The organism is Micromonospora sp. NPDC023956 (assembly GCF_040639195.1).
GTDB lineage: Bacteria > Actinomycetota > Actinomycetes > Mycobacteriales > Micromonosporaceae > Micromonospora.
Genome location: NZ_JBEZZN010000017.1, coordinates 79,200 through 92,634, shown reverse-complemented (window position 1 = coordinate 92,634; position 13,435 = coordinate 79,200). Strand labels below are relative to the sequence as shown.

Below are 13,435 nucleotides of genomic sequence, written 5' to 3'. Positions count from 1 at the left end.
CCGGCAGCACCCGACATGGCGCACCCGGCCGGCGACCCGGCTGCCGGTCCCCCTCCCGACCTGCGGCTGGCCGGGCTCGCCGTGGCGGCCTGGCTGACCGCTCTCGCCGGACTGCACCTCTCCGCCCCGGCGGGTGCGGCGCTGGCGGTGGCCGCCGCCGGCCTCGCCGGCACGCTCGCCGTCCACCTGCTCGGCCGGCTCGGCCGACCACGCGAAGCCGCCCGGCGGTACGGGTGGATCGTCGTCGCCGCGCTGCTCGGCGTGGTCTGCGGCGGCGCGGCGACCAGTGCCCGGCTGACCGCCCGGGACGCCGCCGTGCTCCGCTCCCTGACCCAGGACCGGTCCCCGGTCACCGTCGACCTGGTGGTCCGGGACGACCCGCGTCCCGTCCGGGGCGCGGCCGGACGACCGGCCATGCTGCTGGTCCCGGCCGACCTGGTCACCGTGACCGGGCCGGACGGACGACGGGTCGACGCCCCGGTCCGGGTGCTGGTGCTCGCGACCGATCCGGGCTGGCGTCCGCTCCTGCCCGGCCAGCGGCTGACCGCCGAGGGCCGGCTCGCCGAGCCGCGCGGCGGGGACCTGACCGGGGCGGTGCTCACCGCCCGGGGCGCCCCGGTGCCGCGCGGTGAACCGGGCTGGGCGCAGCGGGTCGCCGGCACTCTCCGCGCCGGGCTGCAACGGGCCTGTGCCCCGCTCCCGGACGACCCGGGTGGCCTGCTTCCCGGTCTGGTGGTCGGGGACACCAGCCGACTGCCACCGGCGGTGGAGGAGGACTTCCGGGCCACCGGTATGACCCATCTGAACGCCGTTTCCGGTTCCAACGTCGCGATCGTGGTGGGGGCCGTGCTCCTGCTCGCCCGCTGGGGGCGGGCCGGTCCCCGGCTGGCGGTCGTGCTCTGCGGGCTCGCCCTGGTCGGCTTCGTGATCCTGGTCCGCCCGTCCCCGAGCGTCGTGCGGGCGGCCACCATGGGCGCGATCGGGCTGGCCGCACTCGCTGCCGGACGATCCCGGGCCGCACTGCCCGCCCTGGTCGCCGCCGTGACCATGCTCGTGCTGGTCGACCCGGAGCTGGCCGGTGACCCGGGGTTCGCCCTCTCCGTCCTGGCCACCGCCGGGCTGCTGCTGCTCGCCCCCCGGTGGCGGGACGGGCTGCGCCGACGCGGCGTCCCGACCGGGCTGGCCGAGGCGCTCGCCGTGCCGGCCGCCGCCCAGCTCGCTTGCGGGCCGGTGGTCGCCGGCCTCTCCGGCACGGTCAGCCTGGTGGCGGTGCCGGCGAACCTGCTCGCGGTGCCGGCGATCGCGCCGGCCACGGTGCTCGGGGTGCTGGCCGCCGTGCTCTCCCCGGTCTGGCCGGCGGCGGCCGAGTTCGTCGCCTGGCTGGCGAGCTGGCCGGCGTGGTGGCTGGTCAGCGTCGCCCGGTACGGTGCCCGGCTGCCGGCGGGCACGCTGCCCTGGCCGGGCGGCATCGGCGGTGGGCTGCTGCTGGCGGCGCTGACCATCGCGTTGCTGGTGGCCGTCCGGCGGCCGTTGGTCCGCCGGTCCGTCGCCGTGGTGGGGGTCGCGGCCGTGCTCGGCGCGTTGCCGGTCCGCCTGGTGGCGAGCGGGTGGCCACCGGCGGGCTGGGTGGTGGCGGTCTGCGCGGTCGGCCAGGGTGACCTGGTCGTGCTCCCGGTCGCGGCCGGTCGGGCCGTGGTGGTGGACGCCGGCCCCGACCCGGCGGCCGCCGACGGGTGCCTGCGCCGGCTGGGCGTACGACGGGTGTCGCTGCTGGTGGTCAGCCACTTCCACGCCGACCACACCGCCGGGGTCGACGGGGTGTTCCGGTCGCGGCGGGTGTCGGCGGTGGTCACTCCGCAGTGGCCGGAGCCGGCGGCCGGGCGGGACCTCGTCCGATCGGCGGCGACGGTGGGCGGGACGCCGGTGGCGCCGGTCGGTGCCGGGTGGACGTTCCGGGACGGCCGGGTGGAGGTGAGCCTGCTCGGCCCGCCGTACCCGATCCGGGGCACCCGGTCCGATGCGAACAACAACTCCGTGGTGCTGCTCGCCCGGGTGGACGGGGTGCGGATCCTGCTCGCCGGGGACGCCGAGACCGAGGAGCAGCGGGCGATGCTGGACCGGGTGCCCGCCGGAACGCTCCGGGTCGACGTGCTGAAGGTGGCCCACCACGGCTCCGCCTACCAGGATCCGGCCTTCCTCGACGCGACCCGTCCGGTGGTGGCGCTGGTGCCGGTCGGGGCCGACAACGACTACGGACACCCGAATCCGGCCGTGCTGTCGAGGCTGACCCGGGCCGGTGCCCGGGTGCTGCGGACCGACACCCAGGGGGACCTGGCGGTGGTGACCACCGGCGGACGCCTGGCGGTGGTGGCCCGGGGGGCGCAGCCGGGTCGTCCGTAGCGCGGATCGGCGCCTCCGGGTGCGCCGCGTTGCCGCTCCGGCCGGCTCCGCTGGTCGGCCGCTTCCGCTGCTCGGGGCTGCGGGCACTGTTCCCACCGCGCGCCGACGGCCTGTAGATTGCCCGAAAAAAAGGCGGATCGAGTTAGATGTCTGGATTTGCACTGAGTGCGGGCTCCGCCGTCGCGGCGGCGGCGAGCAGGCACGATGCGCTTCCGGAGCGTGCGAATATGGGCGGCGTGACCCCCGCCAGCCTCGCTCCCATTCTGCTCGTCCTCGGTGACGAGGAACTGCTCGCCACGCGCGCCGTTTCCCAGACCGTCGCCGAGACCCGTGCGGTCGACCCCGACGTGGACGTCCGGGAGTACCAGGCCGGCACCCTCACCGTCGGCGAGATCGCCGAGATGCTCAGCCCCTCGCTCTTCGGCGGGCGGCGGGTGCTGATCCTCCGGGCCGGCCAGGACGCCCGCAAGGACCTGGTGGCCGCCCTGCTGGCGTACGCGAAGGACCCGGACCCGGAGGTCTGCCTGGTCGTGCTGCACGTGGGCGGGGCCAAGGGCAAGGCGTTCGCCGACGGGCTGCGGGCCGCCGGAGCCACGGTGATCCCGGCGGCGAAGCTCAAGGGCGACCGGGAGCGGGTGGCCTTCGTCCGTGACGAGATCCGGCGTGCCGGGGGCAGGTGCACCGACGACGCCGCCCACGCGCTGCTCGCCGCCGTCGGCAACGACCTGCGCGAACTGGCCGCGGCCTGCTCCCAGCTGATGGCGGACACCGACGGACGGATCGGCGCCGACACGGTGGCCCGCTACTACCGGGGGCGGGCCGAGGTGAGCGGCTTCACGGTGGCCGACGCCATGATGGTCGGTGACGTACCCGCCGCGCTGGAGGCCCTGCGCTGGGCCCTGCACGTCGGGGTCGACCCGGTTCCGATCGCCGACGCGCTCGCCGACGGGGTGCGGACGGTGGCCCGGGTCGCCTCCGCCGGCCGGGGCGACCCGTACCAGCTGGCGAGCAAGCTCGGCATGCCCGCCTGGAAGATCAAAGGTGCCCAGCAGCGGGCCCGGGGCTGGACGCCGGAGGGGCTGGTACGCGCGATGCAGGTCGCCGCCGAGTGCAACGCGGCGGTCAAGGGCGGTGCGGACGACCGGGCGTATGCGCTGGAACGAGCGGTCTTCTCGGTGGCGGCGGCCCGGCAGGGCAGTACCCGGTGACCGGGCCGACGCGGATCGGATGGGCGACCCTCGCGGCGGACGAGGAACGGTACCGGCCGTTGTACGCGCGGGTCCTCGGACTCCGGTTCGTCAACCCCGGCGGGGTGCTCTGCTTCCTCTTCTTCGAGGGCGCGGTGGCGCTGGCCGCCCTGCTCGCCCTCGCCGAGCTGGTCAGCTGGTGGGCGGTGCTGCTGCTGCCGGCCGCAGTCGCGGTGATGGTCAAGCTGAACGACGTCGTGGCGGCCTCGGTGGTCCGCACCGCCTCCCTCGTCCCCGTGCAGGAGCGGGACCGGTTCCGGCGGCAGATGGAACCAGCCGTCGGGCGGGCACCGGTGCCGGCCCGACGGACGAGCCCGGCCGGACACCCCGTCGATCCGGTCACCGGAGAGGCCTCCTGGATCCCCGCAGCGGTGGTGTCGGTCCACCATCGCGGGCAGGGGAGCACGGGTACGGACACCGGACGGGGAGCGGTCGAGCCGAGCCGGCAGGCGATCGAACCCGACCGGTGGCACGCGGAGCCGGACCGTCGCCCGACCCGACCCTGAATCGTGACGGGTCCTACCGCGACGGGGAGCGGGGCGACCGGCGCCGTGCGCTGACCGGCGGGCTGGGGCGACCGTCGGCCCGGGTGGACCGTCGGCGTGGGAGTACCCGAAAAGCCGGAACCCCCCGGGGCCGGACGGCCCGGGGGGTTCCCGGTCAGATCGACGCTCGCCGGATCAGGCGGAGAGGGACCCCACGCGCTGGGCGATCGCGGACTTGCGGTTCGCGGCCTGGTTGGCGTGGATCACACCCTTGCTGGCGGCCTTGTCCAGCTTGCGGGAGGCGTCGCGCATGAGCACGGCGGCCTTCTCGGTGTCGCCAGCGGCGACGGCCTCGTGGAACTTACGGATGGCGGTCTTCAGCGACGACTTGACCGACTTGTTACGCAGCCGGCGCTTCTCGTTCTGCCGGTTGCGCTTGATCTGGGACTTGATGTTCGCCACGCGACAGCCTCGTCTTGATAGCTCGGATTTCGGTCTGCACTTGCGCGCGAAGAGCATGCGTCATCGCTGCGCGAAAAGCCAGGCTACCAGGTCCGCCGGGACGAGCCAAAACGGGCGGTGCTCCCACCGGTCGCCCCGGCTCGCCGGCGGGATCGACACCCGCCCGGCTCCGCTGTGCGGAGCCCGCTGCGCTCACCGTGCGGGCCGCCCGGCTCCGCTGCGCGGGTGCGCACAGCGCTCACCGTGCGCGGGTCCGCACAGCGCTCACCGTGCGCGGGTCCGCACCGCGCCGCCCTCCAGCGGTCCGGGGTGGGAGTCACCGTGCGGCCCGGGGTGTGCGGGGCCAGCCCCGCCGGTCGGCGAGCCAGTCGAGGGCGAGGCCGCCACTGAACAGGCGGTGCGCCCGGACCTGGGCCGAGGCGGTGCCCGGGGCGGCGTTGGCGCCGGTGAGGTAGTAGCCGGACAGGGCCGCCAGCGCGGCGTCCAACGCGTCCGGCGGTGCCCCGGCCGCCACCGGATGACCGGCGAAGAGGGCGTCCGCGTCCAGGCCACTGCCGTAGGCGGTGATCAGTAAGCCGGCCAGGTCGAACCAGGCCGGCCCCCGGCAGAGCCAGGTCCAGTCGCAGAACCACGCCCGGCCGGAGCGGTCGATCAGCACGTTGTCCAGGCGCAGGTCGCCGTGGGCCAGTCCGTCGGTCAGGGCGTACCCGGGCAGCAGCGACTCCAGCCGGACCAGCTCGGGCAGGATCGTCTCCCAGCCGCCGACGGTGGGTGCTGGCCCCGGCCGGGGCTCTCGCCCGGTGGCCACCTCGCGCCACCAGGTGAGGTCCTCCCACGCCAGGTCGGCGAGGCGGGGCAGGCCCACCGCCAGCAGGTCGGCCGGGGCAGTGGCGAGTGCGGCGGCGATCTCCGCGTACCCCGCCAGGGTCGCCCCGAGATCCGCGGCGGACCAGGGCAGCTCCGGTACCCGCCCGTCCACCGCGGTCAATCCCACCGCGAACCAGCCGGCCGCGTCCAGTGTCCACCGGGGCCGGGGAACCGGCAGCCCGGTCGGGAGCCGGTCGAGGACGGCGACCTCCCGGGCGTACCAGGCGGCCAGGTCCGGCTGGTCGGACCTCGACGCCGCCTTGACGAAGACCCGCCCGCCGTCGGCGGTCTCCAGCACCCCGGCGAAACCCCGGGTGAAACCGGCCGACATGACCCGGACCGACCGGACCGGTACGCCGAGGCGCGCGCTCACCGCGCCGCGCAGCCCGGCCGGCAGTTCCTCCCAGGACGGACGCTCGGCGGTGACCGCGTACGACACCGGGGGCAGCGAGACCTCGCGCATGACGTCCATGGTGCCGGGCGACCGGGTCGTACCGCACCCGCACACCGCACCGGTGCTGGACGTCGCCCGCCGGCTGGACGAGGTGCGCGACCGGGCCGGGTCCGCCCGCCGGCACCTCCGCCTCGCCGAGCTGTTCCCGGTGACCGCCAGGTGACGGCACGGTTCTGTCAGACTGCCACTCCATGAGGACCGACGACTTCTGGCAGCTGATCGACCGGGCCCGGACGGGTGCCGGGGAGCCCGGGGCGGTCGCCGTCCGGGCGGTCGCGCTGCTCGCCGAACGGGATCCGGAGGAGATCGTCGGGTACGCGCGCCACCAGCAGCGGGTGCTGGCCGCCTCGTACCGGGTCGACCTCTGGGGTGCGGCGTACCTGATCAACGGCGGCGCCTCCGACGACGGGTTCGAGTACTTCCGGGGTTGGCTGATGACCCAGGGGCGGGCGGTGTTCGCCCGGGCGGTCACCGACCCGGACTCGCTGGCCGAGCTGCCCGGGGTGCGCTCCGCCGCGCTCACCGGCGAGGAGTTCGAGTGTGAGGACATGCTGACGGTGCCCTGGGAGGCGTACCGGAAGGCGACCGGGGCGGAGCTGCCGGCCGAGCGGGACCGGGTCGTCCCGCCCGACCTGAACGACTTCTGGGACTTCGACGACGAGGAGGAGGCCCGGCGCCGGCTGCCGAGGCTGGCCGCCCTCTTCACCGAACCCCCCGCCGAGTAACGCGCCCTGCCCTCCGCCCCACCTGCCGCCCCCGGCCGAGGTGGTGGCAGCGCACCCCCGCTCATCGCGGAGCGGTGCCGGGTGGCCCCTGCTACCACGCGCGGGGGAGGGCGTGGAGGAGCGCTCCGACCGCTTCCGGGCGGACGTGGGAGCATAGAGGGGGCCGGCGGCACGCCGGCCTGCTCACGTCACGCCGACCAGAACGGACCGCTGTGCCACCGATGCCCTCCGGCGCGAACGCTCCTGGTGCCACCGACCCGGGGCGGATCAGGAACTTCTGCATCATCGCCCACATCGACCACGGGAAGTCGACCCTGGCCGACCGGATGCTCCAGCTCACCGAGGTGGTGGATCCCCGGCAGATGCGCGCGCAGTACCTCGACCGGATGGACATCGAGCGGGAGCGCGGCATCACCATCAAGAGCCAGGCGGTTCGGATGCCGTGGACGGTGCGGGAGGGCGAGAGCAAGGGCGAGCACGCCGTCCTGAACATGATCGACACTCCCGGGCACGTCGACTTCACCTACGAGGTGTCCCGGTCGCTGGCCGCCTGTGAGGGCGCGGTGCTGCTGGTCGACGCCGCCCAGGGTATCGAGGCGCAGACCCTGGCGAACCTCTACCTGGCACTCGAGAACGACCTGCACGTCATCCCGGTACTCAACAAGATCGACCTGCCGGCCGCCCAGCCGGAGAAGTACGCCGAGGAGCTGGCCCACCTGATCGGCTGCCAGCCGGAGGACTGCATCCGGGTCTCCGGCAAGACCGGCGAGGGCGTGGCGTACCTGCTGGACGAGATCGTCCGGCAGTTCGTCCCGCCGGTCGGGGAGGCCCAGTCTCCCGCCCGCGCGATGATCTTCGACTCGGTGTACGACGTCTACCGGGGCGTGGTCACCTACGTCCGGGTGATCGACGGGCGGATCAGCGCCCGCGACCGGATCAAGATGATGTCCACCGGCGCGGTGCACGAGCTGCTGGAGATCGGGGTGATCTCCCCGGAGATGCAGAAGGCCGAGGCGCTCGGCGTCGGCGAGGTGGGCTACCTGATCACCGGCGTGAAGGACGTCCGCCAGTCCCGGGTGGGTGACACCGTCACCATCAACTCCCGGCCGGCGTCCGAGGCGCTCGGGGGCTACAAGGACCCGAAGCCGATGGTCTACTCGGGTCTCTACCCGATCGACGGTTCGGACTACCCCAACCTGCGGGACGCCCTGGACAAGCTCAAGCTCAACGACGCCGCGCTGACGTACGAGCCGGAGACCTCGGGCGCGCTCGGCTTCGGCTTCCGCTGCGGCTTCCTCGGCCTGCTGCACCTGGAGATCATCCGGGAACGGCTGGAGCGGGAGTTCAACCTGGACCTGATCTCCACCGCGCCGAACGTGGTCTACCGCGCCATCCAGGAGGACGGCGAGGAGGTGGTGGTCACCAACCCGAGCGAGTACCCGACGGGCAAGATCGCCGAGGTGTACGAACCCACCGTGCGGGCCACCGTGCTCACCCCGAACGACTACGTCGGCGCGGTGATGGAGTTGTGCCAGGGCCGGCGCGGCAGCCTGCTCGGCATGGACTACCTCTCCGCCGACCGGGTGGAGCTGCGCTACACGCTGCCCCTCGCGGAGATCATCTTCGACTTCTTCGACCAGCTCAAGAGCCGGACGAAGGGGTACGCCTCGCTCGACTACGAGCCCTCCGGCGAACAGTCCTCCGACCTGGTCAAGGTGGACATCCTCCTGCACGGCGAGCCGGTCGACGCGTTCAGCGCGATCGTGCACAAGGACAAGGCGTACAACTACGGCACCACGATCGCCGCGAAGCTGCGCGCCCTCATCCCGCGCCAGCAGTTCGAGGTGCCGATCCAGGCGGCCATCGGCAGCCGGGTCATCGCCCGGGAGACCATCCGGGCGATCCGCAAGGACGTGCTCGCCAAGTGCTACGGCGGCGACATCAGCCGGAAGCGCAAGCTGCTGGAGAAGCAGAAGGAGGGCAAGAAGCGGATGAAGATGGTCGGCCGGGTGGAGGTGCCCCAGGAGGCGTTCATCGCCGCCCTCTCCTCCGACAACGACGGTGACGGTAAGGGCGGCGGGAAGAAGTAACGCCACCGGCGGTCACTCTCCGTATCGAACAGTGGGTCCAGGTCGACCCGCGTGAAGCGCTCCCAGGGCCGTCCGGCCCCGCGACCCGCGTACCGGAAGGAATTTTTCCGGATGCGGACGACGCGGGTCCGGGCGGCCTTTACCGTGTCTGAGCTGGCCTTTTGCCGGCCTTCCAGGTGGCTCCCAGGTGGTCCTTCGTCGTTCCTCGGGCCCGATGTCCGGTTGTGCCGGTTTGAGATTTCGCGGCTCCGGGAACTTAGCGGTCACCACAGGAACAACACACTTCGTGACAACACATTGGAGGAGGGCGACCGTGGAGCTCACCGTCTGGGGAATCATCACTGCGCTCATCGTTGGTCTCATCGTCGGCGCGCTCGGCCGTCTGGTCGTCCCGGGCCGGCAGAACATGCCGATCTGGCTGCACATGCTGATCGGTGTCGGTGCCGCCCTGCTCGGCACGATCCTGGCCCGCGCCATCGGTGTCGCTGACACCGCGGGTGTCGACTGGCGGGAGCTGCTCTTCCAGATCGCCTTCGCGGCCATCGGTGTCGCGCTGGTCGCCGGTGTCGGCCGTCGCCGCCACGTCACGCACCGATAACGATCCCCGCGTACCCGCGAAGGGGCGCCCGGCCACCAGGCCGGGCGCCCCTTCCGTCTGTTGTACGTTCGCTCCGCAGCCACCCCTGTCGTAAAGGAATTTTACCGACTATGGTGCGGCGGAGAAGGTTTGTGCCAGACGGCGCGAGGGAGAAGTGGCGTGAACAGGTGGAAACGGCTGGCCCCGGTCACCGCCGTCGTGGCCTCGGCCGCGATGTTGATCGCCGGCTGTGGTGGCTCCGACGAGGGTGAGTCAGCTGATAACAGTAAGTTGACGGTCTGGATGATGGGCGAGGGAAGCGAGGCGCAGACCGCCTTCCTCGACGGCGTCGAGGCCGAGTTCAAGAAGAAGCACCCCGATACCGACGTGGTGGTGCAGTACATCCCCTGGCTCGAGGCGCCGAAGAAGTTCCAGGCCGCGCTCGCCGGCGGCGAGGGGCCGGACATCACCGAGCTGGGCAACACCGAGACGCAGGGCTGGGCCGCGCAGGAGGCGCTGGCCGACCTCAGCGGCCGGATGGACGGCTGGGCCGACGGCAAGGACATCCTGCCCGACCTGGTGAAGAACGCGCAGCTCGACGGCAAGCAGTACGGCCTGCCGTGGTACGCGGGCGTGCGGGCGATGTACTACCGCACCGACTGGTTCGCCGAGGCCGGCGTACAGCCGCCGACGACCTGGGACCAGCTCGTGGCCGCCGCCAAGGCGGTGCAGGCCAAGAAGCCGGGCACCTACGGGATCGCCCTGCCGGGCAACTCCGAGCTGCCCTTCTACTCGTTCCTCTGGAGCGCCGGGGCGGAGATCGCCACCAAGCAGGGCGACACCTGGAAGTCCGGCTACAACACCCCGGAGGCCCAGAAGGCGGTCACCTTCTGGACCGACATGGTGACCGTGCACAAGGTGGCCCCGCCGGCCGCCGCCGGTTGGAACGAGATCGACGCCCGTACCCAGTTCGCCACCGGTAAGGCGGCGATGGCGTTCGGCGGCAGCTGGCAGCAGGGCGCGATCAAGAAGGACAACCCCGAGATCGAGAAGGTCTGGGGCACCTTCCCCATCCCCGGCCCGGACGGCAAGCCGGCTCCGGCCTTCGCCGGTGGCTCCGACCTGGGCATCTGGGAGGACAGCGAGCGCAAGGACCTGGCCTGGGACTACCTCACCGTGCTGCTGAACAAGAAGAACGCCAAGACCTTCGCCGACAGTCTGGGCTTCTTCCCGGTCTACCAGGACCTGGTGACCGGCGGTGGGTACGCCGACGACAAGGTCATGGCGGCGTTCGCCACCACCCTCCAGAACACCAAGCTCACGCCGCTCACCCCGAAGTGGGTGGAGGTCAGTCGGACCAAGACGACGACCCAGGCGATGAACAGCTCGGTGATGAAGGGCCAGAAGACGGTGCAGCAGGCCACCGCCGACGCGGCGGCCGAGATGGAAAGCATCCTCAACGCCAAGTGAGCACCCTGACCGACACACCGAAGGCCGCCGCCCCGCAGGAGAAGCCCGCGCGGCGGCGGCCCCGGGTGGACCGCCTGCCCTACCTGCTGCTCCTGCCCAGCCTGGTGATCATCGCGGTGCTGCTGCTCTGGCCGCTCGGCCAGGTGGTGTGGATGTCGTTCCACAAGTTGAACAACGTCCGCCAGCTGCGCGGTGACCGGGAGTGGCCGTGGATCGGACTGGAGAACTACGTCCAGATCCTCAGCGACCCCTTCTTCCGGACGGTGCTGCGCAACACCGTGCTCTTCGCGGTGGCCAACGTGGCGCTGACGATGATCCTGGGCACCCTGGTCGGGCTCCTGCTCAACCGGCTCAGCAAGCGGATGGCGACCTTCGTCGGCAGCTGCGTGATGCTCGCCTGGGCCACCCCGGCACTGACCGGCACCATCGTCTGGAAGTGGATCTTCGACGACACCAGCGGCCTGGTCACCTGGCTGTTCAACGCGCTGCCGGACGGGCTGTCCCAGGCGCTCTTCGGCCGTACCGACTGGACCGGCTACGGCTGGTTCAACTCGCCGCTGCTCTTCTTCACCATCCTCACCCTGGTGGTGGTCTGGCACTCGTTCCCGTTCATCGCGGTCAGCGTGCTCGCCGGGTTGAAGAGCGTGCCGAGTGAACTGCACGAGGCGGCCCGGGTGGACGGGGCCGGTCCGTGGCGGGTCTTCTGGAAGGTCACCTTCCCGCTGCTGCGCCCGGTCTTCGGCATCCTGATCGTGCTCTCCACCATCTGGGACTTCAAGGTCTTCACCCAGCAGTTCGTGCTGGCCGGCGGCACCCAGGACCGGCCGACGTTCATGCTCTCCATCTACTCGTACGCGGAGGCGTTCTCGCCGCCGCCGAAGTACGGCCTCGGCGCGGCCATCGCGGTGATCCTCACCGTGATCCTGCTCGTGGTGACCGGCTTCTACGTCCGCATGGTGCTCAAGCAGGAGGAGGAGTGATGCGCGGCACGCTCGTGAAGCGGATCGCCCTCAACGGCGCCGGGCTGCTGGTGGCGCTCTTCGCGGCCTTCCCCGTCTACTGGATGATCGCGACGTCGCTCAAGCCCAACCGGGAGATCTTCTCCTCGACCCCGCGACCGGTGCCGACCGAGCCGACGCTCGCCCACTACAAGAGCATCCTCACCGGCAACCTGATCCCCGGCGTCAGCTTCGCGGACTTCTTCCTGAACAGCGTCCTGGTGGCCGGGGCGACGGTGCTGCTCAGCGGCCTGGTGGCGCTGCTCGCGGCAACGGCCGTGGCCCGGTTCCGGTTCAAGCTCCGGACCAGCTTCCTGATCATGCTGCTGATCGTCCAGATGATCCCGCTGGAGGCGCTGGTCATCCCGTTGTTCCTCATGATCCAGCGGCTCGGCCTCTACAACACGTTGCCCAGCCTGATCCTCACCTACCTCGGCTTCTCGCTGCCGTTCGCGGTCTGGATGCTGCGCGGCTTCGTGGCCGCCGTGCCGAAGGAACTGGAGGAGGCGGCGGCGATCGACGGTGCCAGCCGGGCGCAGATCTTCCGGAAGGTCCTCTTCCCGCTGGTCGCCCCCGGCCTGGTGGCGACCAGCATCTTCTCCTTCATCACCGCCTGGAACGAGCTGATCTTCGCGTTGACCTTCATCAACGACCAGGACCGGTACACCCTCCCGGTGGCGATGACGTTCTTCTTCGGGCGGGACGACACGGCGTGGGGGCCGGTGATGGCCGCCTCCACGATCTTCACCCTCCCGGTGATCATCTTCTTCCTGGTGGTCCAGCGCCGGATGGTGTCCGGCCTGGTCGCGGGCGCGGTCAAGGGCTGACGGGTCAGGAGAAGCGTTCCACCGTGACCGGGATCAGACCCCGCAGGCGCAGCGCGGTGGTCAGCTCCCGCAGCACCGGTCCGATGCTGTCGTCCTGGGGGGTCGCCAGGTCGACGGTCAGGTCCAGGCAGTACGCCCCGAGCACGCCGAGCCGGCGCAGGTCCCAGCGGTAGGCGTCGGCGCCGACCCGCCGGCGGGCGGTGCCGACGACCCCGTCCGCCCGGGTCGGGTCGGTGCGGCTCATCGGCCAGAGCGCCGCCAGGTGGGCCAGGTCGCCCGGCCCCAGCTCGTTGGCGAACAGCACCCGGTACATCCGGGTGCTGTGGAAGCCGGGGGTCACCCGGGCCGGGGAGAGCAGCAGCGGAGCCGTGGCCGGGTGGGTGTTCCCCACCCGCAGGTGACCGCGCAGGGTCGCCTCGTCCGGGAGCGGGCCCCCGTCGAGCTGGCGGTAGACGACCTCGGCCCGGTGGCGGGGCACCCCGACCACCCGTCCGCGTAGCTCGGGGTCGGTCCGCAGGCTTCGGCTCAGGCCGGGTGACGTCCACCAGCCCGGTCCGCCCGGCGTCCACGCGGCGCTGTCCACCCGGAGCACCGAGTGGTCCGCGCCGAACCGGAACTCCTCGACCACGATCCCCTCCGGCGGGGCGTCCCGTCGGTCGTCCGGCTGCTGGGGATGGACCAGGTAGTAGTCCAGCGCCGGCTCGGCGGGTCGGGGCCGTCGGACGGAGACCGGCGAACGGTCGGCCGCTGCGTCGCCTTCGGTACGGGACATCGCCACGTGCCCATTCTGGACCGGTTCGCACCGATGCCGGAAAACGACTCGCCAGCCGCCC

The 13,435-nt window shown here is 72.2% G+C and carries 13 protein-coding genes; 10 read left to right on the top strand and 3 right to left on the bottom strand.

Features of this window, described 5'->3' with window-relative positions:
- The first annotated feature begins 15 nt into the window (after nucleotides 1–15).
- The 3 genes from AB0F58_RS25890 to AB0F58_RS25880 all read left to right on the top strand — a co-directional run bounded on the left by AB0F58_RS25890 (nucleotide 16) and on the right by AB0F58_RS25880 (nucleotide 4,153).
- On the top strand, nucleotides 16–2,400 hold the full coding sequence (locus AB0F58_RS25890) for a ComEC/Rec2 family competence protein (RefSeq protein ID WP_357148087.1): 2,385 nt from the start codon (nucleotides 16–18) through the stop codon (nucleotides 2,398–2,400).
- A gap of 227 nt (nucleotides 2,401–2,627) precedes the next feature.
- Nucleotides 2,628–3,608, top strand: coding sequence for a DNA polymerase III subunit delta (holA, locus tag AB0F58_RS25885; RefSeq protein ID WP_357147978.1), 981 nt, complete (start codon nucleotides 2,628–2,630; stop codon nucleotides 3,606–3,608).
- Entirely contained in the window at nucleotides 3,605–4,153 is a 549-nt protein-coding gene (locus tag AB0F58_RS25880) for a hypothetical protein (protein WP_357147975.1), read from the top strand. Before holA ends, AB0F58_RS25880 begins: the two co-directional genes overlap by 4 nt.
- A 174-nt stretch (nucleotides 4,154–4,327) precedes the next feature.
- Here AB0F58_RS25880 and rpsT read toward each other — a convergent pair whose 3' ends face one another.
- Nucleotides 4,328–4,594: a 30S ribosomal protein S20 gene (rpsT, locus tag AB0F58_RS25875; protein WP_357147973.1), complete on the bottom strand. Its 267-nt coding sequence runs from the start codon at nucleotides 4,592–4,594 to the stop codon at nucleotides 4,328–4,330.
- 316 nt (nucleotides 4,595–4,910) lie between these two features.
- Entirely contained in the window at nucleotides 4,911–5,924 is a 1,014-nt protein-coding gene (locus tag AB0F58_RS25870; RefSeq protein WP_357147970.1) for a phosphotransferase, read from the bottom strand.
- Here AB0F58_RS25870 and AB0F58_RS25865 point away from each other — a divergent pair.
- The 7 genes from AB0F58_RS25865 to AB0F58_RS25835 all read left to right on the top strand — a co-directional run bounded on the left by AB0F58_RS25865 (nucleotide 5,923) and on the right by AB0F58_RS25835 (nucleotide 12,602).
- Complete coding sequence (locus AB0F58_RS25865; protein ID WP_357147967.1) at nucleotides 5,923–6,078, top strand: hypothetical protein; 156 nt, start codon at nucleotides 5,923–5,925, stop codon at nucleotides 6,076–6,078. The two genes, AB0F58_RS25870 and AB0F58_RS25865, sit on opposite strands and share 2 nt — an antisense overlap.
- A 28-nt stretch (nucleotides 6,079–6,106) precedes the next feature.
- On the top strand, nucleotides 6,107–6,640 hold the full coding sequence (locus AB0F58_RS25860) for a DUF4240 domain-containing protein (protein ID WP_357147964.1): 534 nt from the start codon (nucleotides 6,107–6,109) through the stop codon (nucleotides 6,638–6,640).
- 212 nt (nucleotides 6,641–6,852) lie between these two features.
- Nucleotides 6,853–8,730, top strand: coding sequence for a translation elongation factor 4 (gene lepA, locus AB0F58_RS25855; protein WP_357147961.1), 1,878 nt, complete (start codon nucleotides 6,853–6,855; stop codon nucleotides 8,728–8,730).
- Nucleotides 8,731–9,043: 313 nt separating this feature from the next.
- Nucleotides 9,044–9,328, top strand: a complete 285-nt coding sequence (locus AB0F58_RS25850) for a GlsB/YeaQ/YmgE family stress response membrane protein (RefSeq protein ID WP_357147958.1) — start codon at nucleotides 9,044–9,046, stop codon at nucleotides 9,326–9,328.
- 159 nt (nucleotides 9,329–9,487) lie between these two features.
- On the top strand, nucleotides 9,488–10,777 hold the full coding sequence (locus AB0F58_RS25845) for a sugar ABC transporter substrate-binding protein (RefSeq protein ID WP_357147955.1): 1,290 nt from the start codon (nucleotides 9,488–9,490) through the stop codon (nucleotides 10,775–10,777).
- Nucleotides 10,774–11,757: a sugar ABC transporter permease gene (locus AB0F58_RS25840; protein WP_357147952.1), complete on the top strand. Its 984-nt coding sequence runs from the start codon at nucleotides 10,774–10,776 to the stop codon at nucleotides 11,755–11,757. The genes AB0F58_RS25845 and AB0F58_RS25840 overlap by 4 nt, the downstream gene beginning before the upstream one ends.
- A complete protein-coding gene (locus tag AB0F58_RS25835; RefSeq protein WP_357147949.1) occupies nucleotides 11,757–12,602 on the top strand; it encodes a carbohydrate ABC transporter permease in 846 nt (281 codons plus the stop codon). The genes AB0F58_RS25840 and AB0F58_RS25835 overlap by 1 nt, the downstream gene beginning before the upstream one ends.
- A gap of 4 nt (nucleotides 12,603–12,606) precedes the next feature.
- On the opposite strand, the gene AB0F58_RS25830 is transcribed toward AB0F58_RS25835, so the two are convergent.
- Nucleotides 12,607–13,380 (bottom strand): hypothetical protein, encoded by a 774-nt coding sequence (locus tag AB0F58_RS25830; protein ID WP_357147946.1) that lies wholly within the window; start codon nucleotides 13,378–13,380, stop codon nucleotides 12,607–12,609.
- Nucleotides 13,381–13,435 lie beyond the last annotated feature (55 nt).

Excerpts from the sequence above, each read along its gene's own strand:
- AB0F58_RS25890 (WP_357148087.1), top strand. The coding sequence starts at position 16 with ATGGCGCACCCGGCCGGCGACCCGGCTGCCGGTCCCCCTCCCGACCTG.
- holA (WP_357147978.1), top strand. The coding sequence starts at position 2,628 with ATGGGCGGCGTGACCCCCGCCAGCCTCGCTCCCATTCTGCTCGTCCTC.
- AB0F58_RS25865 (WP_357147967.1), top strand. The coding sequence starts at position 5,923 with ATGACGTCCATGGTGCCGGGCGACCGGGTCGTACCGCACCCGCACACC.
- AB0F58_RS25870 (WP_357147970.1), bottom strand. The coding sequence starts at position 5,924 with ATGCGCGAGGTCTCGCTGCCCCCGGTGTCGTACGCGGTCACCGCCGAG.
- AB0F58_RS25860 (WP_357147964.1), top strand. The coding sequence starts at position 6,107 with ATGAGGACCGACGACTTCTGGCAGCTGATCGACCGGGCCCGGACGGGT.
- AB0F58_RS25835 (WP_357147949.1), top strand. The coding sequence starts at position 11,757 with ATGCGCGGCACGCTCGTGAAGCGGATCGCCCTCAACGGCGCCGGGCTG.